The sequence below is a fragment of the Brevibacillus laterosporus LMG 15441 genome (assembly GCF_000219535.2).
Taxonomy (GTDB): domain Bacteria; phylum Bacillota; class Bacilli; order Brevibacillales; family Brevibacillaceae; genus Brevibacillus_B; species Brevibacillus_B halotolerans.
The window spans coordinates 1,751,118-1,774,498 of record NZ_CP007806.1; the positions used below are offsets into that span (position 1 = coordinate 1,751,118).

Annotated in this window: 27 protein-coding genes; all 27 read left to right on the plus strand. The window is 42.8% G+C overall.

All coding sequences use genetic code 11. The features are described 5' to 3' along the window. The first annotated feature begins 36 nt into the window (after window positions 1–36). The gene (gene spoIIIAA, locus BRLA_RS08160) at window positions 37–999 is read left to right on the plus strand and encodes a stage III sporulation protein AA (RefSeq protein WP_003337902.1); all 963 of its coding nucleotides are present in this window, start codon (window positions 37–39) and stop codon (window positions 997–999) included. After that, a complete protein-coding gene (spoIIIAB, locus tag BRLA_RS08165; RefSeq protein ID WP_003337901.1) occupies window positions 987–1,505 on the plus strand; it encodes a stage III sporulation protein SpoIIIAB in 519 nt (172 codons plus the stop codon). The genes spoIIIAA and spoIIIAB overlap by 13 nt, the downstream gene beginning before the upstream one ends. A gap of 16 nt (window positions 1,506–1,521) precedes the next feature. Further along, window positions 1,522–1,725, plus strand: a complete 204-nt coding sequence (spoIIIAC, locus tag BRLA_RS08170) for a stage III sporulation protein AC (protein WP_003337900.1) — start codon at window positions 1,522–1,524, stop codon at window positions 1,723–1,725. A 14-nt stretch (window positions 1,726–1,739) separates the two neighbouring features. Then, complete coding sequence (spoIIIAD, locus tag BRLA_RS08175; RefSeq protein WP_003337898.1) at window positions 1,740–2,129, plus strand: stage III sporulation protein AD; 390 nt, start codon at window positions 1,740–1,742, stop codon at window positions 2,127–2,129. 19 nt (window positions 2,130–2,148) lie between these two features. Further along, window positions 2,149–3,333, plus strand: a complete 1,185-nt coding sequence (spoIIIAE, locus tag BRLA_RS08180) for a stage III sporulation protein AE (RefSeq protein WP_003337897.1) — start codon at window positions 2,149–2,151, stop codon at window positions 3,331–3,333. A gap of 10 nt (window positions 3,334–3,343) precedes the next feature. Continuing rightward, on the plus strand, window positions 3,344–4,060 hold the full coding sequence (gene spoIIIAF / locus BRLA_RS08185; RefSeq protein ID WP_003337896.1) for a stage III sporulation protein AF: 717 nt from the start codon (window positions 3,344–3,346) through the stop codon (window positions 4,058–4,060). A 30-nt stretch (window positions 4,061–4,090) separates the two neighbouring features. Beyond that, a complete protein-coding gene (gene spoIIIAG, locus BRLA_RS08190; protein ID WP_003337895.1) occupies window positions 4,091–4,729 on the plus strand; it encodes a stage III sporulation protein AG in 639 nt (212 codons plus the stop codon). Between the two features lie 15 nt (window positions 4,730–4,744). Next, a complete protein-coding gene (locus BRLA_RS08195; protein WP_003337894.1) occupies window positions 4,745–5,437 on the plus strand; it encodes a SpoIIIAH-like family protein in 693 nt (230 codons plus the stop codon). Window positions 5,438–5,616: 179 nt separating this feature from the next. Further along, the gene (gene accB / locus BRLA_RS08200; RefSeq protein ID WP_003337893.1) at window positions 5,617–6,123 is read left to right on the plus strand and encodes an acetyl-CoA carboxylase biotin carboxyl carrier protein; all 507 of its coding nucleotides are present in this window, start codon (window positions 5,617–5,619) and stop codon (window positions 6,121–6,123) included. Window positions 6,124–6,138: 15 nt separating this feature from the next. Continuing rightward, complete coding sequence (gene accC / locus BRLA_RS08205) at window positions 6,139–7,494, plus strand: acetyl-CoA carboxylase biotin carboxylase subunit (protein WP_003337892.1); 1,356 nt, start codon at window positions 6,139–6,141, stop codon at window positions 7,492–7,494. A 65-nt stretch (window positions 7,495–7,559) separates the two neighbouring features. Further along, window positions 7,560–7,991 (plus strand): Asp23/Gls24 family envelope stress response protein, encoded by a 432-nt coding sequence (locus BRLA_RS08210; RefSeq protein WP_003337891.1) that lies wholly within the window; start codon window positions 7,560–7,562, stop codon window positions 7,989–7,991. Window positions 7,992–8,096: 105 nt separating this feature from the next. Then, window positions 8,097–8,666: an alkaline shock response membrane anchor protein AmaP gene (gene amaP, locus BRLA_RS08215; protein WP_003337890.1), complete on the plus strand. Its 570-nt coding sequence runs from the start codon at window positions 8,097–8,099 to the stop codon at window positions 8,664–8,666. Window positions 8,667–8,678: 12 nt separating this feature from the next. Further along, window positions 8,679–8,891, plus strand: a complete 213-nt coding sequence (locus tag BRLA_RS08220; RefSeq protein WP_003337889.1) for a DUF2273 domain-containing protein — start codon at window positions 8,679–8,681, stop codon at window positions 8,889–8,891. A gap of 15 nt (window positions 8,892–8,906) precedes the next feature. Beyond that, complete coding sequence (gene nusB / locus BRLA_RS08225) at window positions 8,907–9,317, plus strand: transcription antitermination factor NusB (protein WP_003337888.1); 411 nt, start codon at window positions 8,907–8,909, stop codon at window positions 9,315–9,317. A gap of 16 nt (window positions 9,318–9,333) precedes the next feature. Then, window positions 9,334–10,311: a tRNA (adenosine(37)-N6)-threonylcarbamoyltransferase complex transferase subunit TsaD gene (locus tag BRLA_RS08230; RefSeq protein ID WP_003337887.1), complete on the plus strand. Its 978-nt coding sequence runs from the start codon at window positions 9,334–9,336 to the stop codon at window positions 10,309–10,311. A 95-nt stretch (window positions 10,312–10,406) separates the two neighbouring features. Further along, complete coding sequence (gene folD, locus BRLA_RS08235) at window positions 10,407–11,258, plus strand: bifunctional methylenetetrahydrofolate dehydrogenase/methenyltetrahydrofolate cyclohydrolase FolD (RefSeq protein WP_003337886.1); 852 nt, start codon at window positions 10,407–10,409, stop codon at window positions 11,256–11,258. Between the two features lie 25 nt (window positions 11,259–11,283). Further along, window positions 11,284–12,639: an exodeoxyribonuclease VII large subunit gene (xseA, locus tag BRLA_RS08240; RefSeq protein WP_003337885.1), complete on the plus strand. Its 1,356-nt coding sequence runs from the start codon at window positions 11,284–11,286 to the stop codon at window positions 12,637–12,639. Further along, the gene (xseB, locus tag BRLA_RS08245) at window positions 12,629–12,880 is read left to right on the plus strand and encodes an exodeoxyribonuclease VII small subunit (RefSeq protein ID WP_003337884.1); all 252 of its coding nucleotides are present in this window, start codon (window positions 12,629–12,631) and stop codon (window positions 12,878–12,880) included. Before xseA ends, xseB begins: the two co-directional genes overlap by 11 nt. Window position 12,881: 1 nt before the next feature. Beyond that, window positions 12,882–13,778, plus strand: a complete 897-nt coding sequence (locus tag BRLA_RS08250) for a polyprenyl synthetase family protein (protein ID WP_003337882.1) — start codon at window positions 12,882–12,884, stop codon at window positions 13,776–13,778. Between the two features lie 154 nt (window positions 13,779–13,932). After that, window positions 13,933–15,819: a 1-deoxy-D-xylulose-5-phosphate synthase gene (dxs, locus tag BRLA_RS08255; protein WP_003337881.1), complete on the plus strand. Its 1,887-nt coding sequence runs from the start codon at window positions 13,933–13,935 to the stop codon at window positions 15,817–15,819. Window positions 15,820–15,827: 8 nt separating this feature from the next. Beyond that, the gene (locus BRLA_RS08260) at window positions 15,828–16,655 is read left to right on the plus strand and encodes a TlyA family RNA methyltransferase (RefSeq protein ID WP_003337880.1); all 828 of its coding nucleotides are present in this window, start codon (window positions 15,828–15,830) and stop codon (window positions 16,653–16,655) included. Window positions 16,656–16,839: 184 nt separating this feature from the next. After that, entirely contained in the window at window positions 16,840–17,142 is a 303-nt protein-coding gene (locus BRLA_RS08265) for a hypothetical protein (RefSeq protein ID WP_236867805.1), read from the plus strand. Window positions 17,143–17,395: 253 nt separating this feature from the next. Next, entirely contained in the window at window positions 17,396–18,253 is an 858-nt protein-coding gene (locus BRLA_RS08270; protein WP_003337878.1) for an NAD(+)/NADH kinase, read from the plus strand. 4 nt (window positions 18,254–18,257) lie between these two features. Beyond that, window positions 18,258–18,707 (plus strand): transcriptional regulator AhrC/ArgR, encoded by a 450-nt coding sequence (gene ahrC, locus BRLA_RS08275; RefSeq protein ID WP_003337877.1) that lies wholly within the window; start codon window positions 18,258–18,260, stop codon window positions 18,705–18,707. Between the two features lie 12 nt (window positions 18,708–18,719). Continuing rightward, the gene (recN, locus tag BRLA_RS08280; protein ID WP_003337876.1) at window positions 18,720–20,444 is read left to right on the plus strand and encodes a DNA repair protein RecN; all 1,725 of its coding nucleotides are present in this window, start codon (window positions 18,720–18,722) and stop codon (window positions 20,442–20,444) included. Window positions 20,445–20,553: 109 nt separating this feature from the next. Then, window positions 20,554–21,879 (plus strand): SpoIVB peptidase, encoded by a 1,326-nt coding sequence (gene spoIVB / locus BRLA_RS08285; RefSeq protein WP_003337875.1) that lies wholly within the window; start codon window positions 20,554–20,556, stop codon window positions 21,877–21,879. A gap of 289 nt (window positions 21,880–22,168) precedes the next feature. After that, window positions 22,169–22,951, plus strand: coding sequence for a sporulation transcription factor Spo0A (gene spo0A, locus BRLA_RS08290; RefSeq protein WP_003337874.1), 783 nt, complete (start codon window positions 22,169–22,171; stop codon window positions 22,949–22,951). Window positions 22,952–23,381: the final 430 nt, after the last annotated feature.

Sequence of the window (23,381 nt, forward strand, 5' to 3'; positions counted from 1 at the left end):
GATGAGATAAGTCTGAGTGGACAAAGGGGAGACTTTATGAAACATATCTTGTCTTTGTTGCCGACAGAGATTCGTGCCGTGATAGCCGCTCTGCCTGTAAACGTGCAAGAACATGTAGAAGAGATTCGACTAAGACAAAATTTACCGATCGAGATTCGTTACGGACATCAGGCTAGTTATGTAACACCCACAGGCCAGCTAACAGCCAATTTTCGCCAAGGGTGGATGTTTCGTGAGGATTCTAGCGTGAAATTGCTTAATCAGATTAGTCAGCACTCGCTTTATGCGCTGGAGGAAGAATTAAAACGTGGCTACATTACGGTTGTCGGAGGACATCGTATCGGTATCGCCGGCAGGGTGGTGTTAGAGCATGGAGATGTTAAAGGAATTCGAGATATTACCAGTTTTAATATAAGGATTGCCCGCGAGAAAAAGGGAGTTGCCAGGGACATTCTAGCCTATTTATTTGATCAGGGGCAGTTCCAATCAACATTGGTTATCTCGCCTCCTCAATGTGGCAAAACAACATTACTTCGTGATTTGGCAAGAAGCATTAGTTACGGGAATGAGTGGTCTTCTAGCAAAAAAGTAGGGATTGTGGACGAACGCTCCGAAATAGCTGGATGCTACAATGGTATTCCTCAACGAGACGTAGGGCCGCGAACCGATGTGTTGGACGCTTGTCCGAAAGCGATTGGAATGATGATGATGATTCGTTCCATGTCACCTGACCTGGTTGTGGTGGACGAAATCGGAAGACAGGAGGACAGCGAAGCGATATGGGAGGCTTTGCATGCAGGGGTGGGAGTGTTATGCAGCGCTCACGGAATTTCGCTTGAAGATATCGCGAAGCGGCCTACGATTTCTCGTTTAATCAAGGAAAGAGTCTTTAAAAGGTACGTGATTCTTAGTCGCAAGCACGGAGCTGGCACAATGGATGGACTATACGATGAACACTTGCGATCGATTCAAAAGGAGAAGGTCATATGCTTAAGATAGGGGCAGCCATCGTAGTGCTAGTGTCAGCCTCTCTCATTGGTATCCAGCTTGGAAAGCGTTATAGCGACCGAGTGAAAGAATTAAGAGCTTTGCTTCACTCCTTGCAAATGCTAGAGACGGAGATCGTGTATGGAGCTACGCCCCTCTCGCTAGCCTTTGAAAAAATTTCTGTTCGAGTGACCCACAGCATTGGGAATCTGTACAAGCGGGCTAGTGAGCTATTGCAAACAAACGCAGGCGAATCCACTCAAATGGTCTGGCAAACCGCATTAGAGCAGACGTGGAGCTTAACTGCACTGCGAAAAGAGGAGAAGGAAATTTTAAAGAACCTAGGCTATGTGATGGGAAATTCTGATCGAGAGGACCAGAAGAAACATCTGCAACTAACAGTCTTTCATTTACGAGGGTTAGAAGAAGAGGCCAAGGAAGAACAGCTCAAGTATGAAAAAATGTACAAAAATTTAGGATTTTTAGGCGGACTTCTCATTGTCATATTAATGATGTAAGAGCGAGGTGTGGGGCGTGGGCTTTGATTTGACTCCAGTGTTTCAAATTGCCGGCGTTGGGTTTATCGTTGCGATAATTCAAACGGTGCTAAAAGCCTCAGGAAAGGAAGACATTGCTCAATGGGCGACGTTGGTCGGATTTATCATTGTGTTGTTTATGGTAGCGCATTATCTAGGTGATTTATTTACCGAGGTCAAACGAGTCTTCCTTTTTAATTAGGGGGTGAGGAGCCGTTGGACATCGTACAAATTGTCGGTCTGGGCTTAGTAGCAACGCTTCTCGCCCTTGTTATCAAAGAACAAAAACCCTTATTCGCCTTTTTACTGGCTATCGTAAGCGGTGTCATCATTTTTACCTTTTTAATTGGCAAGATATCTGATGTTATTCGTGTTTTAGAAAAGTTAGCTGTCCATGCAGACCTCAACCTTGTGTTTCTTAGCACGATTCTAAAGATTATTGGGATTGCTTACATTGCCGAATTTGGAGCGCAGGTGACAAGAGATGCTGGACAAGGGGCAATCGCCTCCAAGATCGAATTGGCTGGCAAAGTGCTAATTCTTGTCATGGCTGTTCCGATTATTCAAATCATTATTGAAACAGTCGTCAATTTACTGCCTGCTTAAAGGGAGGTGAGGATGAACGATGGCGCACAGATGTACCCTCTTGCTCCTGTTTCTTCTGCTATTCTTTGCAAATGGTGCCATCGCAGCATCATCAAATCCCGAGAATTTTTCGCCAGTAGAAAAAATGGTCAAGCAGCAGACGGAGCATTTAAATCTACAACAAATTGAGACCTTTTGGAAAAAGACATTGGACCAGTATGAAGGGTACCTGCCAGATCTGAAACAAAAAGGCTTCATGCAATTGCTGATGGAGGATGGCGGTTTGTCACCATCAGGGATGCTTAAAGGTATTTTAAAATTCTTCTTTCATGAAATTCTGATGAATGGGAAGCTACTCAGCTCGATCATCATCATTACGGTATTCGCGATGCTACTAGAATCCATGCAAAATGCTTTTGAAAAAAATACAGTATCCGTCGTAGCTTACGCTATTGCTTATCTGGTTCTGATGGTGCTTGCGATGAATAGCTTTCATGTGGCGATTACCTATGCCAAGGATGCCATTCAAGGGATGTCAGACTTTATGCTTGCCATGATACCGCTTGTACTTGCCTTGCTTGCTTCCATGGGTAACATGGCCTCAGCAGCTATGTTCCATCCTATTATTGTCTTCATGATCAATATAAGCGGGTTTCTCATTTCCACGATCATTTTTCCGCTTTTATTTCTCTCAGCCATGCTGTCTATTGTGAGTCTATTTTCAGAAAGATATAAAGTAACACAGCTCGCGATCTTGCTTCGAAATGTAGCCATGGGAGTGATGGGTTCCTTTTTAACAATCTTTCTTGCCATCTTGAGCATTCAGGGAGCTACCACAGCAATGGCAGATGGGGTCACGATTCGCACAGCAAAGTATATCACAGGTAATTTTGTACCTGTGGTTGGGCGAATGTTCACGGATGCAGCAGATACCGTCGTAAGTGCTTCTGTTCTTGTTAAAAATGCAGTGGGACTGGCTGGTGTGATCATTCTGCTCCTCTTATGTGCTTTTCCAGCTATGAAAATTCTGATATTGGCCCTTATCTATAATTTTTCCTCAGCGATACTGCAACCGTTGGGAAATAGCCCGATTATCAAAGCACTAGGTACTATCGGTAAAAGTCTGCTGTATGTTTTTGCAGCCCTAGCAACAGTTGGATTGATGTTCTTTTTAGCCATTACCATCATTATTGCAGCTGGAAACATATCCTTGATGGTTCGGTAGGTGAAATGAAATGGAATGGTTGAATCTCTGGTTGCGAAAGGTTGTTCTGCTAGTGTTGTTAGCCGCCTTTCTGGATCTTATTCTGCCCAATACGAAGATACAGCAATACGTGAAAATGGTGATGGGTCTTATTATTTTGCTAACAATCATGTCGCCAGTCTTCTCTATATTTCAAATTACGCCAGATGAAATAGCCACAAAAATTGGCATGTACCAAAACGAGCAGAACAAGAAAAAGCAAGAGAAACAGTCACAGTGGGAGCAATTAACCCAGAAATTAATTCAAGCCAAAGATGATCAAATGAACCAATATGTCTCCTCACAATTAAGTAATCTGCTTGCTGAAAAGGTAAAGCTGACTTTTGGGGTGACGCTCTCAGATGTAGCGATTCGGTTTGCATCGCATGGCACCAGAGAACAAGCAATAAAAGAAATCACAGCAACGATTGGGCCCGATCAACCTCCTACAAATAAAGCCCGGCAAGTACGGAAGGAAGGGATAAATTCACCTATTGAAAAAATTACGCCGATCCAATCTGTTGAGATAAATCTAAATAATCAACAAGAAAGAAGTGAGAGAAAGGATGAAGCCGTTGTAGCTTCTGCTTCGGTGGCAAAACAAGACCCGCTTCATGCAGAGATTGCGGCGTATCTTGCAAAGGAATGCGGTGTGGAAATAAAGCAGGTCCAAATAATTGCTCCCAAACGGGAAGCGGAAAAGCGCTGATTGGGCGGTATCTGAAAGGGGGGACCCATTATGCTGAATTCATTAAAGAAACTGATTCAATCCAAGGACGAGCCAAAAAAGATGAAGCCGCTTCATTATTTTATTATCCTGCTTTGCTTAGGCGCGGCATTCATGATCTTTACAGATTTTTTGTCGTTCACCCCAGATATAGCACGAGAGCAAGAAGGTACCTATAGTTCTGTACAGCCTCCTGATGATCCGGTTAAAAGTGCTCCCGCTTTCTCTTCTCATGCAACAGGTGGCGATTTAATTCGGGAATACGAGAATCGTTTTGAAACCCAGCTCAAGGATATTTTAGAAAAGGTAACAGGAGTAGGCTCTGTAGAAGTGATGGTGAATCTCGATTCGACTCCAGAAGTGGTGGTAGAGAAAAATCGGGAACAACGACAAGCCACTACAAACGAAACCGATAAAGAAAAAGCGACTCGCGCTCAAAGTGACCAATCCCGCAACGAACAGGTAGTGATCATGAATGGTTCCAAACAAGAACAGCCTGTCGTAGTGAAAACCTTAAAACCTAAAGTGAGAGGAGTGCTGGTTGTAGCAAAAGGAGCCGAAAACATTCAGGTGAAAGCGTGGATTACAGAAGCCGTGCAGAAAACATTAGAAGTACCTGCTTATAAAATTTCTATTTTGCCCAAAAAATAGTAGGAGGGATTTCAAATGATTTTACGTAAACAAACAGTCTGGTTGTTAACAATGCTTGCGGTAATGGTCGTGTTGTCCGGATATTATATGGTTAAAGGTCCAAATGATCAGGTGCCGGCAACCACTGATCATAAAGAAGCACAAAAGGAAGATCAATCGATCACAGGGATTGAAGTAGATACCAAGCAATTAGACCAGCCAATGCAAGATGCAAAACCTGTTGAAAGCAAAGGAGAAGTAGATAAAGCTACAGCACAGTCTTCTGGCAAAGATGTTGAGAAGCCGAATCAAAAAGCCGCCAATAAAACTCCAGCCACAGCCACAGCTCCCGATACGACGACATTTCCTGCACCAGAATCAGCTGATGTTTTCCAAGGATATAAGCTGAAACGAGAAGCGATGACCCAATTGCAAAAGGATGAGCAAACAGCTATTATGACCAACTCCAATTCAACTCCTCAAGCGATAGCAGAAGCAAATACACGTTTAGAGGAATTATCCACGCTTGAGCAACAAACACTAGCATTAGAAGAGCTAATCAAAACAAAGGGCTATAAGGATTGCGTAGTAAATACCCAAAAGGAAAGCGTCAGCATTATTGTGCAGAAGGATAAGGTTGATTCGAAGGAAGCAATTAAATTGATTGCTCTTGCCAAACAACATTTAAATGTTCCAGGCAAAAATATTACAGTTAGTTTTCAACCCTAAGGGGGAAAAAAGGATTTCTTTCTCGAAATTAGTAATGAATGAGAAAGAAATCCTTTCTTGACGTTCGCGTGACAAAAAGTTACCATAAATTTTATGACCAGCTCATAACATGCAATCATAATCGTCATTCTAATCGACAAAAGAGCTGAATTATTGAATGAACAAAGGGGTGCTAGGTAGTGTTTAAACTGCATGAGATCCGTGAAATTATCAAATTACTGGACCAATCCTCCATTAATGAATTTGAGCTTGAGGCGGATGGCTCCAAGCTCTCTATTAAAAAAAGCGGCGGAGTAGAAGCATCTCAACCAGTTGTTGTACGCTCTGAGCCTGTTGCTTATACATCAGCTCCAGCCGAGCAATACACACTGAAAGCTGCTCCTGCACCACAACAAGCTCCTGCAGCACCAGCTGTTGTGGCTACACCAGTAGAAAATGAGGCTAATTTGCATAAAATTGTTTCTCCAATGGTAGGTACATTCTACACATCTCCAGAACCAGGAGCACCAGTCTATGTAAATCCGGGTGATCGAGTTACGCCAAATAAGGTTGTATGTATTGTAGAAGCAATGAAGTTATTTAATGAAATCGAAGCAGAAGTGACTGGCGAAATCGTTAAAGTCCTAGTTGAAGATGGACAACTAGTAGAATACGGTCAACCTTTATTCTTGGTAAAGGCACAATAATTGGAGGAGAACGCGATGTTTCAAAAGATTCTCATTGCCAACCGCGGTGAAATTGCCGTGCGCGTTATCCGTGCATGCCGCGAATTAGGTATCCAAACGGTTGCTGTATACTCTGAGGCAGATCGAGAAGCCTTGCATGTAAAGCTCGCGGATGAGGCTTACTGTATAGGACCTACTGCTTCGAAAGACAGCTATTTAAATATGGCAAGTATCATGAGCGTTGCGACCAAAGTGGGAGCAGATGCGATTCATCCGGGATATGGATTTTTAGCAGAGAATGCTGATTTTGCTGAGATTTGCTCGGCTTGTAACATCACTTTTATCGGACCAGATCCAGAAGCAATAACTGGTATGGGAGATAAATCCACAGCTAAAGATACCATGAAGCGTGCAGGGGTTCCTACTGTACCGGGTACGGACGGGCTGATCGAAAGCATTGCTGAAGCTTTGGATACGGCAAAAGAGATTGGATATCCTGTTATGGTCAAGGCTACGGCAGGCGGAGGCGGTCGAGGCATGCGAGTAGCTGTAGATGACGAGGATTTAGAGAAAGCAATTCGTCAAGCTCAAAATGAAGCAAAAACCGCATTTGGAAATGCTGGCGTTTATTTAGAAAAATTCGTTGAAGGTCCTCGTCACGTGGAGATTCAAATCATGGGCGATAAGCATGGTAATGTGGTTTACCTTGGAGAACGTGACTGCTCCATTCAACGACGCCACCAAAAATTAGTCGAAGAAGCTCCATCTCCAGCGCTAAGTCAAGAGTTGCGCAAACAGATGGGAGAGGCTGCTGTAGCTGCCGCTCAAGCTGTAAATTATCATGGTGCAGGTACGGTAGAATTCCTATTGGACAAACACGGCCAATTCTACTTCATGGAAATGAATACTCGTATTCAAGTAGAACATCCGGTAACCGAAATGATTACAGGGATCGACCTTATTAAAGAGCAAATCAGTGTTGCATATGGCAACCAACTGTCCTTTACACAGGACGATATCGTCTTGGACGGCTGGTCCATTGAGTGCCGTATCAATGCTGAAAATCCGGCAAAGGGCTTTATGCCATCACCGGGTAAAATTGAGGGCTACCTAGCTCCGGGTGGGTTTGGTGTTCGAATTGATAGCGCTGTATACCCTGGATATACGATTCCGCCTTACTATGATTCCATGATTGCCAAGGTAATCGTTTGGGGAAAAACGCGTGAGGAAGCGATCGAGCGCATGAAGCGCGCTTTGCAGGAATTAATGATCGAAGGCGTTCATACGACAATTCCTTTCCACTTAAAATTATTAGAGCATGATGTTTTTATCAGTGGACAATTTGATACAAAATTTTTAGAGACATACGATCTTCATTTGAATGATCTCTAGGATGTTTGCAAAAAATCACACCCCGCTGTTATAATGAGGTGTAATTGAAAAGGGAGGTGCGAAGCGTGGAATTCATAGATGCAGAAGAGACAAAATCAGAGCTTGGAAAAATCCAGATCGCTCCCGAAGTCTTGGAAGTTATTGCTGGTATGGCATCTGCTGAAGTTGAGGGAGTTGCCCATATGAGCGGTGGATTGGTTGGAGATTTCGTTGAAAAGTTAGGGAAAAAAAACGCAGCCCGAGGAGTTCGTGTAGAAGTAGGCTCCAAAGAAGCAGCAGTTGACGTTTCCATTATCGTAAAATACGGCCATCGAATTCCCGAGGTAGCTCGAAACATTCAAGATAGCGTGCGAAACGCGATTGAAGCGATGACTGGGCTATCAGTGGTGGAAGTAAATGTACATATCATCGATGTTGAATTAAAATCCGAGGAAAAAGTACAACCAGCAGCAACTCCACCTGCTACACAAACGGAAGAATATCAGCGGGTTCGATAAACCTTATTAGGAGTGCCCCCAGCTTAGGGGGCATTTTTCCTACTGGTCGAGCATGCTGATCAGAGTTCTTTGCTGGTTGATGTTTCCTACAAAGGAGAGGCGCGCATGAATCTTTTTGACCGGTTTATCCTAACAATTTACAGTATTGCGCTCACAGCAGGCTCAATTATTGCGATTGGTGTCATTACTCGTCTAATTCAGCCGTACTATGTAGAAGCGGTGCTTCGTGAATTGTATAATGCCGATATGATTAACATTCCCTATCTAATTGTAGCTGTCATCTTCTTGGTGATTAGCGTTCGGTTTATTTTCAGTGCGTTTCCACAGCGAAGGGTACGAGAAGAAAAAGGGATTTATCAACGCAATGAGAATGGAATGGTAAATATCAGCTTTGCAACAATCAAAGCGATTGCAGAACGCGCAGGGCGAAAGGTTCGTGGGGTTCGCGATCTTACCACCACAATTCGCTCCATGGAAAACGGGAATGCGATCATTTTGAAAATCACTGTAGATGGTGAGTCCCCAATTCCTGAAATGACGCAAACGTTGCAAACCGAAGTAAAACAGCAAGTGGAAAGCATCGCTGGCGTTGACATCGCAGAGGTGACTGTTGTGGTAACGGAAGTCGTCTCAAAGGAAAATAATGTCGCCGTTCGAAACAGAAAGTTGGATTAGAGGGTGAATAGGATGCTTTGGGAGTTATTATGGGAACATAAGGGGAAACTGTTAGGAGTTCTGGCTGGTTTTCTTTTTGGTATCATTTATTTGATAGTAGGCTTCTGGAACACGCTGGTTTTCATCGTGTTTATTGGGACAGGCTACTTTATCGGACAAAAACTGGATCGAAAAGAAGACCTGCGAGAAATTCTCGATCGGATTTTACCTGGCAAATTTAAATAGTAGGTGACTAAGTACATGAAACGCAGAATTGCACGCGAAAAAGCGGTTCAAATCCTTTTTCAAATCGACATGGCTGAGGTTGAGCTACACCATGCTTTACAGATGGTAATGGAAGACAGCTCACAAGATAATAAATACCTTTTGTACCTGGTAGAAGGCGCATTAAATAATTTAGATTCCATTGATGAAGCAGTAAAACAATATCTGCGTGGGTGGCAATTGGATCGTATTGCAAATGTAGATCGAGCGATTTTACGCCTTGCCTTTTTTGAATTGATGTTTGAAGATGGAGTACCTGCCCGCGTAATAGTGAATGAAGCGATTGAGCTAGCGAAGCTGTTTAGCGACGATCAGTCTTATCGTTTTGTGAATGGCGTGCTGTCTAATTATCTGCAAAGCAATGAAAGAGTAGAAACTCAAGAATAAATGATAGGTGAAGCGAATGAAAAACGTGATGGTAGGAATTGACACCAGCAATTATCGGACATCGCTTTGCCTTGCTACAGAAGACGGTGAGATTGTCGCAGAAGCCAAAAAACTCTTGCGTGTGAAAGAGGGAGAACGGGGTTTGCAACAATCGGAAGCCGTCTTTCAGCATGTGATGAACCTTCCTGAACTTTGTGATCAACTAAAATTACAAGAGTATCAAGTAAAGGGGATATGTGTGAGTGAAAAACCTCGTCCGAAAGACGGGTCCTACATGCCTGTTTTTAAAGTGGGTGAAGGTCTAGGTAAATCACTTTCTTTATTTTTGCGTGTCCCTCTTTATCTGACAACGCATCAGGAAGGTCACATCGCGGCAGGCGAGTTTACTGCTGATGACCGACCAGCTAATGACCGATTTTTAGCTGTCCATTTATCTGGAGGAACCAGTGAAATTCTTTCGTGCAAACGCATTGAAACAGGCTACCAGATAGATATCATTGGAGGAACGATCGATCTGCATGCGGGACAACTAGTAGATCGTATAGGAGTAGCTTTGAAACTGCCTTTCCCTGCAGGCCCTTATCTGGAGGAACTGGCAAAAGAGGTAGATCGCGCAGAGACCTCAACAGAGGAGTTCAGGGTATCCTCTTCTGTAAAAGAACTTACCTTTAGCTTCTCTGGTCCAGAAAATGCTTTATTACGAGCAATCAAAGAGAAAATGGCAACCCCAGCTCAGATTGCACGTGCAACGGAGCAATGCGTGGCTAACAGTTTAGAAAAAGCCTTGCGCAATGCGATGGAGGCTGGCCACGGTCGAGAAGTTCTGATTGTAGGCGGTGTGGCTGCTAACCTATACATACGTGAACGCTTGATTAAGCGACTCGAACATCCAGCGGTTAAGGGCAAACTCTTTTTCTGTGACCCTGCTTATACAGGTGATAATGCCTATGGTGTGGCTATGCTAGGATGGATGAAAGCTAAAGGCGAACATTAAAAGTTTTTTTGTTAAAAAAATTCGTCTTTACACCTGTATCCTCTTTCCGCTACACTTACTGTATACAGATGAACGAATATGGAGGAGTGACAAATATGACAGCCCAAGTAATCAATGGTAAAGAGTTTGCAAAATCATATCGTGAACGAATCAAACAAGAGGTGGCAGAACTAGTTGATAAAGGGATTCAACCTGGTTTGGCTGTTGTTTTAGTTGGTGATGATCCTGCTTCTCAAACGTATGTGAACGGTAAAATCAAAGCGTGTGAGGAAACGGGGATTTACTCTAAGTCATTTCGTCTCGAAAGTAATGTAACACAACAGGAAGTAGTAGATTTAGTAAAGGAATTAAATCAAGATCCGAACATTCATGGTATTTTGGTACAATTACCTTTACCAAAGCATATGAACGAGGAAGCGATTATTGATACGATTTCCCCGGAAAAGGATGTAGATGGCTTTCATCCGATCAGCGTAGGGAACTTATGTATTGGCAAAGAGACGTTTCTTCCTTGCACGCCACATGGTGTAATTGAGCTGATTAAAAGTACAGGAATTAGTATGGAGGGTAAGCATGCTGTAGTAGTCGGTCGCAGTAATATTGTAGGAAAACCCGTTTCTTTATTACTGTTACATGAAAATGCTACGGTTACTATGTGTCATTCTCGTACGAAAAACCTAGAGGAACATACTCGTCAGGCAGACATATTGGTGGTTGCAGTAGGAATCGCTCACTTAATCAAGAAAGAGCATGTTAAGGATGGCGCTATTGTCATTGATGTTGGAATGAATCGCCTAGATGGCAAGCTGACTGGAGATGTTTTGTTTGATGAAGTGAAGGAAGTAGCGAGTCATATCACTCCAGTTCCAGGTGGCGTTGGTCCAATGACAATTACAATGCTCATGCAGAATACGGTCATCTCGGCAAGGCGTAAACTGACTGTATAATTGTAGATAGAGGAAGGGATCGTTTATGAAGCCAGCAGAGGTCATGTCTGTCGCGGAGTTAAACCGCTATGTGAAGCGTATGATGGAGGGAGATCTTAGGCTAGCTGATGTTTGGGTTCGTGGAGAGATATCCAACTTTACTCATCATCACAGCGGTCATATGTACTTCACGTTAAAAGACAAGGATTCACGGCTTAAAATCGTGATGTTTGCTAGCTATAACCGTTTCCTTACATTTATACCGAAGAATGGAACCAAAGCGATTGTGCGTGGTTCCATTTCTGTATTTGAAAGGGACGGAGCATATCAATTATATGCAAGGGAATTACAACCCGATGGGATAGGGGCTTTGTTCCTTGCTTTTGAACAATTAAAAGAAAAACTACAGCAGGAAGGTCTGTTTGCTTCTGAAAGAAAGCGGGCTTTACCGCGGTTTCCGAAAACAATCGGAGTGGTTACTTCACCTACAGGAGCAGCAATACGAGATATTATTACTACAATTAAGCGCAGGTACCCTCAAGCAAAAATTATGCTTGCTCCAGCAATTGTACAAGGTGTTGAGGCCCCTGCTTCTATCATCCGTTCCATCAGACATATCAATCAGTATCAAGTGGATGTTATGATCGTGGGTCGAGGAGGGGGTTCAATTGAAGAACTTTGGGCATTTAATGACGAGGCTGTTGCCAGAGCGATTGTAGCTTCTCAAATACCTATAATCTCAGCAATTGGCCATGAGACAGATTATACAATTGCAGACTTTGTTGCTGATATCCGAGCGGCCACTCCGACGGCGGCAGCCGAGTTAGCCGTACCTCATTATTTAGAGTGGCTGGAGAGAATTAAACAGCTAGATCATCGACTGGCTCGTGCTCTCCAAACTCAGCTTCAAGAGAAGCGCACCCATTTACAACGATTACAGCAATCGTATGGGCTAAAAAATCCATTGCGCCGAGTAGAAGAGCGACGACAACGAATTGACGAAGTAACGCTACGTCTTAGTGCTATGGTGAAAATGAAAGTAGTCCGTAAACGTGAGCAAGTCAGCCATGTGAAAAAACGGCTAAAACAAATTCGATTGGAGCGACAGGTGGCAGAAGGACGAGGCCAAGTCAATCGAATGGAGAGCCAATTAACACAGTATATGAAACAAAAAACGGAAAGATCAAGGCAAGCATGGCTGTCTTTGGTCCAGCATTTGGATGCCTTGAGTCCGTTAAGGGTTATGCAACGTGGCTTTAGCCTATCCTATAAAGACGATACATTAATCAAATCTGTTGAAGGAATTGAAGTGGGAGATCAGCTCATGATACGATATCAAGATGGGAAGATCATGACAACGGTAACAGACATAGAGCGAAAGGAAGAGAACCATGGCTCGTAAAAAAGCAGCACAGGAAACAGAGCTTTTATTTGAAGAAGCAATGCAACGGCTGGAAGAAGTGGTGCGTCAGCTAGAAGAAGGCGATGTTCCTTTAGAGAGAGCAATTGAATTGTACCAAGAAGGAATCCAATTATCTCGTCAATGTGCGACAAAGCTAGATGCAATTGAGGCCAAGGTAATTCAACTTCTAGACCAAGACGGCAGCATATCCGAGCGTCCGTTCCATGTGGAGGAGGACTAGCATGAGTTTTCGTTTGAAGGATTATTTAGATGAAAAAATTGCATTACTGGAAGCTGAATTACCAAGAGCACTATCTACAGAAGGCGTTCCTAGCGAACTGTACGAATCAATGCACTACTCATTGATGGCTGGTGGGAAGCGGTTACGTCCCATTCTTGTTTTAGCGGTACTGGAAGCGTTTCAACAACCAATTGAACGTGGCCTTCCATATGCGATAGCCTTAGAAATGATTCACACTTACTCATTGATCCATGACGATCTCCCTGCCATGGATGATGATGATTTACGTAGGGGTAAACCGACTAATCATAAGGTATTTGGTGAAGCCACTGCTATTTTAGCAGGAGATGCCCTACTGACAAGAGCGTTTGGCCTAGTGGCTAGTTCTTATGTACATCATCCTGAGGTTAAAGCTGAAACAACTGTCCAATTGATAGCTGAGCTTGGGCAGCGTGCCGGTGAACGAGGGATGGTAGGTGGTCAGATGGCTGATATAATGGGAGAAGGCAAACAGCTTTCCCTTGAGCAATTAGAGTATATCCACTTACATAAAACAGGCGATCTGCTGATTGCGGCTTTGCGAGGCGGAGGATATTTGGCAGAAGCAACACCAAAGCAATTGCAGGCCCTAACTAATTATGCTGTTAAGATCGGACTAGCCTTCCAGATTAAAGATGACATTTTAAACGTTGAGGGAGATGCGGCATTGCTAGGTAAAGCTGTGGGAAGTGATGCGAGTAAAGAGAAAGCAACCTACCCTGCGTTACTTGGACTTGCTGAATCCAAACGACGTCTAGCTTTGCTTGTCAAGGAGGCTCAAGCTGAGCTTGCAGCAGTAAAGATTAATCATCCTGCTCTCTTTGCACTAGCGGAGTATGTGATGGAGCGTGTAAGCTAGCATAAAGGATTTTTGCCTAAAGAGAGATATCATTACTCTCTTATGGTTTTTTACATAAGAAAAGGATATAATGCGTGTACGTGTAATTTTTTGTGAAGCATGATGTATGATTAGTATGGAAGGTTTTGCGACTTAGTGAAAGCGAGGGGTTACAGTGTTGCTTGAAAACATGAAGAGCCCAGATGATCTCAAGCATTTGACAATCTCCCAATTACAGCAGTTGTCCGAAGAAATTCGTCGGTTCCTGATAGAAAACCTCTCTAAAACAGGGGGACATTTAGCTCCTAACCTAGGAGTTGTGGAGCTAACGATCGCACTACACTATTGCTTTAACAGTCCAAAGGATAAAATTTTATGGGATGTTGGTCATCAAGCCTATGTACACAAAATTTTAACTGGACGAAAAGATGATTTTCCGACACTGCGTCAATATAAGGGATTGTGCGGTTTTCCAAAAATGGCGGAGAGTGCTCATGATGTTTGGGAAACAGGGCATAGCAGCACTTCGTTGTCAGGTGCCATGGGCATGGCGAGCGCCCGCGATTTGAAGAAGGAAAATTACCATGTGATAGGTGTCATTGGAGACGGTGCATTGACAGGTGGTATGGCTTTTGAAGCCTTAAATCACATTGGTCATGAGAAGAAGAATGTAATCGTGGTCTTAAATGATAATGAAATGTCCATCGCGCCAAATGTAGGTGCTATGCATAACTATCTGGGCAAATTACGTACAGATCATATTTATAATAGAGCTAAGGATGAGGTAGAAAGCCTACTCAAGGCGATTCCCGCTGTAGGGGGAAAATTGGCTCAACTGGCTGAAAAGGTCAAGGATAGCATGAAATACATGCTTGTATCCGGTATTTTATTCGAAGAGCTGGGCTTTACGTACATTGGTCCTATTGATGGACATAACCTAGAGCTTGTGATTGATTCACTGCGTACAGCTGCGAATACACGTGGACCGGTCTTATTGCATGTGATCACCAAAAAAGGAAAAGGCTATCTGCCAGCAGAACAAAACGCAATGAAATGGCATGGAACAGATACCTATAAGATTGAATCTGGTGAAATGATTAAAGCCGTTGCTGCTGCGCCTGCCTACAAGAGTGTATTTGCTGATACGTTAATTAAGCTAACACAGCAAGACGATCGTATTGTAGCGATTACACCAGCTATGCCAGATGGTTCTGGTCTCTTAAAGTATGCTTCCGTATATCCTGAGCGAATGTTTGATGTAGGGATTGCTGAACAACATGCTTGTACATTCGCGGCTGGGCTGGCGACACAAGGAATGAAGCCGTTCCTAGCAATTTATTCCACCTTTTTGCAACGTGCCTATGACCAGTTAATCCATGATGTTGCTCGAATGAAGCTACCTGTTGTTTTTGCGGTAGACCGTGCTGGTTTGGTTGGAGCTGATGGAGAGACGCACCAAGGTGTTTATGATATCGCTTTTATGCGTGCTATTCCCAATATGGTCATTATGGCTCCAAAAGATGAGAATGAAATGCAGCATATGATGAAAACAGCGGCAGAATATGATGGCCCTATTTCCTTCCGCTATCCGCGTGGAAACGGTCTAGGTGTCAAAATGGATGAAGAGCTCAAGGCCCTTCCAATCGGTCAGATGGAAGTAGTTAGAGAGGGGAAAGGCGTAGCTGTTCTTTCATTTGGGCATATTTATGACGTCGCGGAAAAAGCCATTAATCTACTGCAAATGGATGGCATCATGCCGATGTTTGTCAATGCACGTTTTTGTAAACCCTTAGACGAAGAATTGCTCTTGCGTCTTGCCAAGGAAAATATGGACATTGTTACTGTGGAAGAGGGCTGTGTACAAGGCGGCTTTGGCAGTGCAGTCATGGAATTTTATGCTGAACAAGGATACCATAATATGGTAGTGGAACCGATGGGGATTCCCGATTATTTTGTTGAGCATGGAAGTGTTAAGGAGCAACGACAAGAAATCAGTTTAACAGCGGAAGCGATCGCTGCACGTGTACGCTCCTTGCTACCAGTAAATAAACAGAGGGCTTAATAACGACTATGAAAAAAGAACGATTAGATGTCTTACTTGCAGATCGAGGTCTGTATGAGACCCGAGAAAAGGCAAAACGAGCCGTTATGGCAGGGCTTGTTATTGTTGCGGGTGAAAGATGCGATAAACCAGGTACAAAATTTCCAGAGGATGTTGCTATTCAAGTAAAAGGTAATATTCATCCCTATGTAAGCCGGGGTGGGCTTAAGCTGGAAAAGGCTATTAAAGAGTTTCAAATTGACTTAACCGATCGGATTATGATGGATATTGGTTCATCCACAGGAGGCTTTACGGACTGTGCCCTACAAAATGGGGCACGAAAGGTTTATGCCATTGACGTAGGCTACAACCAGCTAGCGTGGAAATTACGTCAGGATGAACGAGTCGTTGTCATGGAACGTACGAACTTCCGTCATATGGACCCGGCTACTTTTGAACACGAAATGCCAAACATGGCTTCGATAGATGTATCATTTATTTCGTTAAGGCTGATTCTGCCAGTGCTGTACACGTTTTTACAAGAAGGTGGACATGTACTAGCATTGGTAAAACCACAATTTGAAGCAGGTAAAGAAAAAGTGGGTAAAAATGGAATCGTTCGGGATGCCAGTGTGCATCGTCAAGTCGTAGAAGAAATCGCCGGATTTGCTACGACATTAGGCTTCCAAGTAAATGGTGTCAGCTATTCGCCAATTACGGGAGGAGAGGGAAATATTGAGTTTCTTCTTCATCTTTATAAACCGCAAGCTGATGAACGTGTAGTAGAACAGGATGAGCCGTGGTGGCTTTCACGTATTGAAGAAGTTGTCGCCGAGGCACATAGGCAATTGAGTTAGGTTAAGCAAATGAATAACAGAACCTCAAATCATTTTCTAATGAGTTTGGGGTTTTTTCTTTATCCTCAAGTCATAAAAATCATTTTGAAAGACGTTTCTTACAAGAAAATTTGATTTGTCCATGTTACATTGTTTATAAGGATGCTAAGTGTTGTCCCTAAAAAAGAAAATAGGAGAGAAGGTTATGGAACTTACGATAATAATGGTTTTAGTTTGCATTGTATTACTGTTAGTCGAAAAGGTTAATCGGCTACAAAATCAAATAAAAAGAATGAATGTTATCCTACAGCAAATTGCTGCTCAGGTTGGAGTTACAAATTATTCTGAGAGTATAAAACCAAATAACAATGTCGTTCTGAATCATCCGATAAATGCAAAGCTACATAGGTTACTTGCTGAAGGCAAACAAATAGAAGCGATCAAAGAGGCAAGAATAGAACTGGGGCTGTCTCTTATAGAAGCGAAGGAATATGTGGAAAGATTATAATCTGCATAATAAGAAGCAGGTTTATGCGATGTTTAGCTTTTTGAATATGGGAAGGAAGCCTTACTCCCCCTATCCATTATGCAAAAAAATATGTATAATTGTATAAAGATGAACAAATGTTAAAGCGAATCCTTCGTTTCAAATTAATCAAACGAGTAACCCTCATCTGAGATGATCAGCAAGAATTCATGGGGATCAGATTCGCGTAATATCCCTGCTAGGAGCAGATGATCAAAGATACTGGGGTGACACTGTGAAGTCCATTGGAATTATCGCGAACAAGGGCAAGCCTAAAGCCCGCGTGGTCGCCCGTGAGTTATTATACTTGTTGGAAGCGCGTGGGGCAAAAGTTTATTTGGAACAAGATTTAGCAGGAGTGATTGGTCGAGAAGATGTGGCAGTACCCCTTTATGACTTTTCAAAATATGTGGAGATTCTTTGCGTGCTTGGGGGAGATGGCACCTTACTCGGTATCGCTCGGCAGCTAGCTGGTCATAATTTACCAGTGCTCGGTATTAATCTTGGTACATTAGGCTTTTTGTCAGAGGCAGAGCCAGATAATCTAACCGATGCCGTAGAGAAGCTACTATCCGGGCAATACTATACAGAAGAACGAAGTATGCTCACCACTGAGTTGTACCGACAAGGTGAACGACTTGCCACTTATACAGCTATGAATGATATTGGGATCACCAAGGGATCATTCTGTCGGATCATTAAGTGTTCCGTTTATTCAAATGGGTTTTATGTAGGAACTTTTAGTGGAGATGGGATTATTGTCTCCAGCCCGACTGGCTCTACGGCCTATTCGTTAGCAGCGGGTGGTCCCATTGTAGCTCCAAATGTTGCCATGCTTTTGCTTACACCAATAGCTTCTCATTCTTTGACGGCGAGACCTATCGTACTAGCATCAGACCAGCGCCTTCGAATTGAGGTAGATGCTGTGCATGATAAGATTGGACTTTCGATCGATGGTCAATTTGGTTCTCGTTTAGAGGGCGGAGATGAGATTTTTATTGAGCAATCCAAGCATGTTACACCGCTGATCAAATGGACACAGGGCAATTTTTATGAATTAATTCGAACTAAATTACAAGGTGAATGGGAGTAAATGTATGAATAAAGGCCAACGACACATCAAAATCAAAGAGATCATCATGAATAATGATATAGAAACACAGGATGAGCTCGTAGAATACCTGCGTTCAAACGGGTACAGTGTAACACAGGCAACTGTTTCACGTGATATTAAAGAATTGCATTTGATAAAAATCCCGATGAGTGACGGCCGTTACAAATATTCTGTACCAACGGACCAAAAGTTTAATCCATTGCAAAAAATGAAGCGCGTGCTATTGGATTCCTTTGTGAGCATTGATTTTTCTGAAAATCTGATCGTACTAAAGACAATGCCAGGAAATGCTAATTCTGTTGCTGTTCTGATTGACAATTTACATTGGAATGAGATAATGGGTTGTGTTTGCGGTGATGATACGATTTTAATCATTTGTCGAACCAAAGAGAATGCAAAAGAAGTGTCCCAACGCTTCTTAGACATGCTATAAGGAAGGGTATGCATGATCCACGAACTAACCATCCGCAATTTTGCGATTATCAAACACACCACGATCTCTTTTGGGCATGGGCTTAATATCCTGACAGGAGAGACAGGGGCAGGTAAATCCATTATTATCGATGCGCTAGGGCAATTGCTCGGTGATCGCAGTTCAGCAGAGCTTATCCGTTACGGAGAAAAACGGGCAGAGATAGAAGGTCTGTTCGAATGTAAGCCAGGGCACCCCGCTTACGCCGTCTGTGAAAGCTTCGGCATTCAGGTTGACCCGGATGGTATCCTGGTTGTACGTCGGGATATTTCCTCTACGGGTAAAAGCATCATTCGCGTTAATGGCCAGCTAATTACGTTAGCCATGTTACGAGAATTAGGACCGTGGCTGGTAAACGTTCACGGTCAGCATGATCATCAGGCGCTTATGCAATCAGATAAGCATATTCGCTGGCTCGATGCTTATGGAGAATCTCGCTTGGCTGAAACAAAGCAGGAATTTAGTCATTTATATCAAAAATATCGCAAAGCCGTGCAGGATTTATCAAGAATGGCTAAAAACGAGCGCGAATTAATGCAGCGCATTGACCTATTAAGCTATCAGTTAAATGAAATTGAAGCGGCAAAATTAATCCCTGGTGAAGACGAGAAGCTCATACAGCAACGTAAGAAGTGGGCTAATATTGAAAAAATATTTGCTGGTGTACAGGATGCTTACATGTCCCTTTATGGAGATCAGAGGGGACAAGATTGGCTTGGGCACGCTATGGGAGAATTGGAGCGGGTACAACAATATGATGAACAGCTAGTTCCGATTGTAGAAACGATTCAAAGTGCCTATTATCAGGTAGAGGACACTGTTCAACAATTGCGTCATATAAAGGACCGTTTGGATTTTGATCCTGCTATCCTAGCTGAAGTAGAAGGCAGATTAGACCAATTATCTGGATTAAAGCGCAAGTATGGTAAGTCCGTAGATGAGATTTTGGAATATGCAGCAGGTATACAGGATGAACTAGATGAAATCCAGCATTATGATGATCGTTTGCAACAAATGGAAAAAACACTCCGTGAAGCCGAAGCTGATGTAGCTATTGAGGCGCTGGAATTAAGTACGCTCCGCCGTGAGTTAGCAGTAGAGCTTGCTAACTTAATTGAGCATGAGCTAAAAGAATTGCATATGGAACGAGCACGTTTTGCAATTGAGATTAAGCATATTCCAGACGAGCGAGGTATTGAGGTTGAGGGGAATCGAGTTAGGGTGAGTTCTCGCGGGATTGATGAGATAGAATTTTTGATTGCGCCGAACCCAGGTGAACCTCTGCGCCCCTTAACTAAGATTGCGTCTGGAGGGGAATTATCCCGTGTCATGCTCGCGATTAAAAGCATACTAGCTACTACCGAGCAGGTGGGTACTCTGATCTTTGACGAGGTAGATACGGGTGTAAGCGGTCGAGCTGCTCAAGCTATTGCGGAAAAATTGGCACGAGTAGCGAAACATCGTCAAGTGCTATGTATTACGCATTTACCGCAAGTAGCTTCTATGGCGGATGCCCATTTTTATATTCAAAAGCAGATGGATGAACAGGAGACCAGCACAACGGTTGTCCTCATGTCTTCGGAAGAGCGTGTGAACGAGCTTGCTCGTATGCTTGGCGGAGCTGAAGTTACAGAGAAAACAAAAGAACATGCTAAGGAAATGATTCTCCTTGGAGAAGAGCGGAAAGCTGTCAATTGAAATTGACAGCTTTTTGGTGTTATAAACAGGTGGCGTGCAGGTAACATTAAATATTAGTAAGTGAGGTGTAGCTGTAGGTGTAGGTAGGGAAGCTAGGAGTGATTGCTGGGTGATACGAAATCACAAAAGAAAATGGATTGGATCTCTGCTCTTACTCTTGACCGCGTTTATTGTTACTTCAACCCCCTTTCATGATGTAACCTCTTTACCCAAAGAACTACGGTTGTTTGAAGGTTCCCTTAGCCAATTAAAGCTTTCCGTACCTGTAATGGGAACACTAGTAAACAGTAACCCCGAAATTTTGCAAGTAAACGGAATAGAAGCCCGTGAAGTACACGTCGATTTTAGCCAACCATTGCAAGTGGCACCCAAAAAAGTAGGGCAGGCTCGTCTGCAATGGCGAGTTGGCAAGCTTCCCATTAAAGAAGTTAAGGTTAATGTGCTCCCCGATCTGAAAGTCATACCTGGCGGACAATCAATTGGTGTTAAGCTACAGACTGCTGGCGTTCTTGTAGTTGGCCATCATTTGGTTGATACAGGTAAAGAAAAAGTTTCACCTGGTGAAAAATCTGGCATTCATGTTGGAGATATGATTGTCAAAATGAATGATCTGTACATTAATGACATGAGTGAAGTCAAAAAGATTGTAAATGAAGCTGGTGCAAAGAACCAATCTATTCAACTCATGGTTGTACGTGGAAAAGAAAAGATCGTTTTGACACTTAAACCAGCACAAGACAAAAAAGATAATCAGTATCGCATGGGACTTTATATTCGTGATTCCGCAGCAGGTGTGGGTACGTTAACTTTTTATGAGCCAGAATCAAAGGCATATGGAGCTCTTGGTCACGTCATTTCAGATGTAGATACAGGACAGCCTATCGTTGTGGGAGATGGACAAATCGTACAGGCTAGTGTTACTTCCATTGAGAAAGGGCAGAGTGGTAATCCAGGTGAGAAATTCGCCCGCTTTTACAATGAAAATGAAGTGTTAGGCAACATTTCTAAAAACACCCCGTTTGGCATTTTCGGAAAAATGTATGACAAACCCAAAAGAGCAAAGCGAAATGAACCATTGCCGGTAGCATTAGCTGAGCAGGTAAAAGAAGGTCCAGCAAAAATTTTAACAGTCGTGAATGGACAAGAGGTAGAAGAGTTTGAGATTGAAATTGTCAATGTTGTAAAACAGCATTTTCCTGCAACTAAAGGGATGATCATTAAGGTTAATGACAAGCGATTATTAGAAAAAACAGGTGGAATTGTACAAGGTATGAGCGGCAGCCCTATTATTCAAGATGGGAAAGTGGTTGGAGCAGTTACGCATGTATTCGTCAATGATCCTACTTCCGGCTATGGTTGTTTTATTGAATGGATGCTTCAGGATGCGGGTTTGACGATAAAACAACAACAATCTATGGGTCTCAAGGCGAGCTAAATGCTTGCTTGAGGCCTTTTTACATTCTTGTTTTTGATGAATCAAATACGGAGGATAGCAAAAGTTCTACAGCAAATTACACGATGCCCCTCCTATAAAAATCTGATCATCGGTCCTTTTACTCTTATTTGTCGAATCATCAGAGATATCATTCAATCTTTCGTCATGGGCAGGAGTTAAAAATGACCTGTCGAATAATTTACCATAAGGAATCAAGAGAAACGTACTTCTTCACAGGAAAGAAGTGTTAGATCATGCACTGTGATCGAATGCGTAAGGAGGAACGAATTTGAGTAAGATAAGCGTAGTATTAGCTGATGACAATCGTGAGTTTGTAGGTCTTCTTGAAGAGTATATTAACACTCAGAGTGATATGAGCGTAAGCGGTGTCGCTTATAACGGAAATGATGTATTAAAGATCGTCCAAGAGCGCGTTCCAGATATTATCATTTTGGACATTATCATGCCTCATCTGGATGGCTTGGCTGTATTAGAGCAAATTCAAGCGATGCGACTAACACCTCAACCTAAAATCATCATGCTGACAGCATTTGGCCAAGAAGAGATTACAAAGCGCGCGGTAGAACTTGGGGCATCTTACTATATATTAAAGCCTTTTGACATGGACATTCTTGCACAGCGAATTCGTCAGATGATCGGTAGCAAGACCTCTTTTATCCCCGTAATGAAAACTTCTTCTATGATACAAAATAAAGGACGTAATTTAGATGCCAACATAACCAGCATTATCCATGAGATCGGAGTGCCTGCTCATATTAAAGGATATTTATATTTACGAGAAGCGATTACGATGGTCTATAACGATGTTGAACTATTGGGTTCTATCACAAAGGTACTATATCCGGATATTGCTAAAAAGTTTAATACAACAGCCAGTCGTGTAGAGCGTGCAATCCGTCATGCGATTGAGGTGGCTTGGTCAAGAGGTAATCTGGATTCCATTTCTAGCTTGTTTGGATATACGGTTTCTAATACAAAGGCAAAACCTACGAACAGCGAATTTATCGCGATGGTGGCGGATAAGCTGCGGATTGAGGCGAAGATTAGCTAAAGACGATATCTATGCTGTTTTCATGTTAAGATAAGCGTCCTGTTCCCGTCAATTTTTGCTTGTGGCTCGGTCGAGATTCCAATAAATTTTTCATCGTCATTCCAATATAGTTGGTCTTTTCACCTCCGTATTTTTTACGTAGTTAGTCGGAAAGATCGCTTGACCCAAAGTGTTCCCGAATATTTATTGCGAATCAACTTTAACTGGAGGATAAGTTAGAAAATAGTAGAATACCTTCGCGGATAAACTCACGATTTCATTTCGCTAGTCCTTCGGGGCTGGCGTTTTTTATTTGGATTATACTGGGGAATTTAGTGAGAGTGGTTATTGATCTACATTCAAACTGTAGAAGAGATACGGCTGGAAATGGAGAGCTATAGTCCGCATGCGGATTATGTACGTATGAATCGAGTGAGAGACCATAGTAAGT

Coding starts and splice junctions, on each gene's coding strand:
- spoIIIAG (WP_003337895.1), top strand. CDS start 4,091: ATGCTGAATTCATTAAAGAAACTGATTCAATCCAAGGACGAGCCAAAA.
- xseB (WP_003337884.1), top strand. CDS start 12,629: ATGGCTCGTAAAAAAGCAGCACAGGAAACAGAGCTTTTATTTGAAGAA.
- BRLA_RS08230 (WP_003337887.1), top strand. CDS start 9,334: ATGAAAAACGTGATGGTAGGAATTGACACCAGCAATTATCGGACATCG.
- BRLA_RS08265 (WP_236867805.1), top strand. CDS start 16,840: ATGGAACTTACGATAATAATGGTTTTAGTTTGCATTGTATTACTGTTA.
- nusB (WP_003337888.1), top strand. CDS start 8,907: ATGAAACGCAGAATTGCACGCGAAAAAGCGGTTCAAATCCTTTTTCAA.
- spoIIIAB (WP_003337901.1), top strand. CDS start 987: ATGCTTAAGATAGGGGCAGCCATCGTAGTGCTAGTGTCAGCCTCTCTC.
- spoIIIAF (WP_003337896.1), top strand. CDS start 3,344: ATGGAATGGTTGAATCTCTGGTTGCGAAAGGTTGTTCTGCTAGTGTTG.
- xseA (WP_003337885.1), top strand. CDS start 11,284: ATGAAGCCAGCAGAGGTCATGTCTGTCGCGGAGTTAAACCGCTATGTG.
- BRLA_RS08250 (WP_003337882.1), top strand. CDS start 12,882: ATGAGTTTTCGTTTGAAGGATTATTTAGATGAAAAAATTGCATTACTG.
- recN (WP_003337876.1), top strand. CDS start 18,720: ATGATCCACGAACTAACCATCCGCAATTTTGCGATTATCAAACACACC.
- accC (WP_003337892.1), top strand. CDS start 6,139: ATGTTTCAAAAGATTCTCATTGCCAACCGCGGTGAAATTGCCGTGCGC.
- BRLA_RS08195 (WP_003337894.1), top strand. CDS start 4,745: ATGATTTTACGTAAACAAACAGTCTGGTTGTTAACAATGCTTGCGGTA.
- ahrC (WP_003337877.1), top strand. CDS start 18,258: ATGAATAAAGGCCAACGACACATCAAAATCAAAGAGATCATCATGAAT.
- spoIIIAE (WP_003337897.1), top strand. CDS start 2,149: ATGGCGCACAGATGTACCCTCTTGCTCCTGTTTCTTCTGCTATTCTTT.
- spoIIIAA (WP_003337902.1), top strand. CDS start 37: ATGAAACATATCTTGTCTTTGTTGCCGACAGAGATTCGTGCCGTGATA.
- folD (WP_003337886.1), top strand. CDS start 10,407: ATGACAGCCCAAGTAATCAATGGTAAAGAGTTTGCAAAATCATATCGT.
- BRLA_RS08260 (WP_003337880.1), top strand. CDS start 15,828: ATGAAAAAAGAACGATTAGATGTCTTACTTGCAGATCGAGGTCTGTAT.
- BRLA_RS08220 (WP_003337889.1), top strand. CDS start 8,679: ATGCTTTGGGAGTTATTATGGGAACATAAGGGGAAACTGTTAGGAGTT.
- amaP (WP_003337890.1), top strand. CDS start 8,097: ATGAATCTTTTTGACCGGTTTATCCTAACAATTTACAGTATTGCGCTC.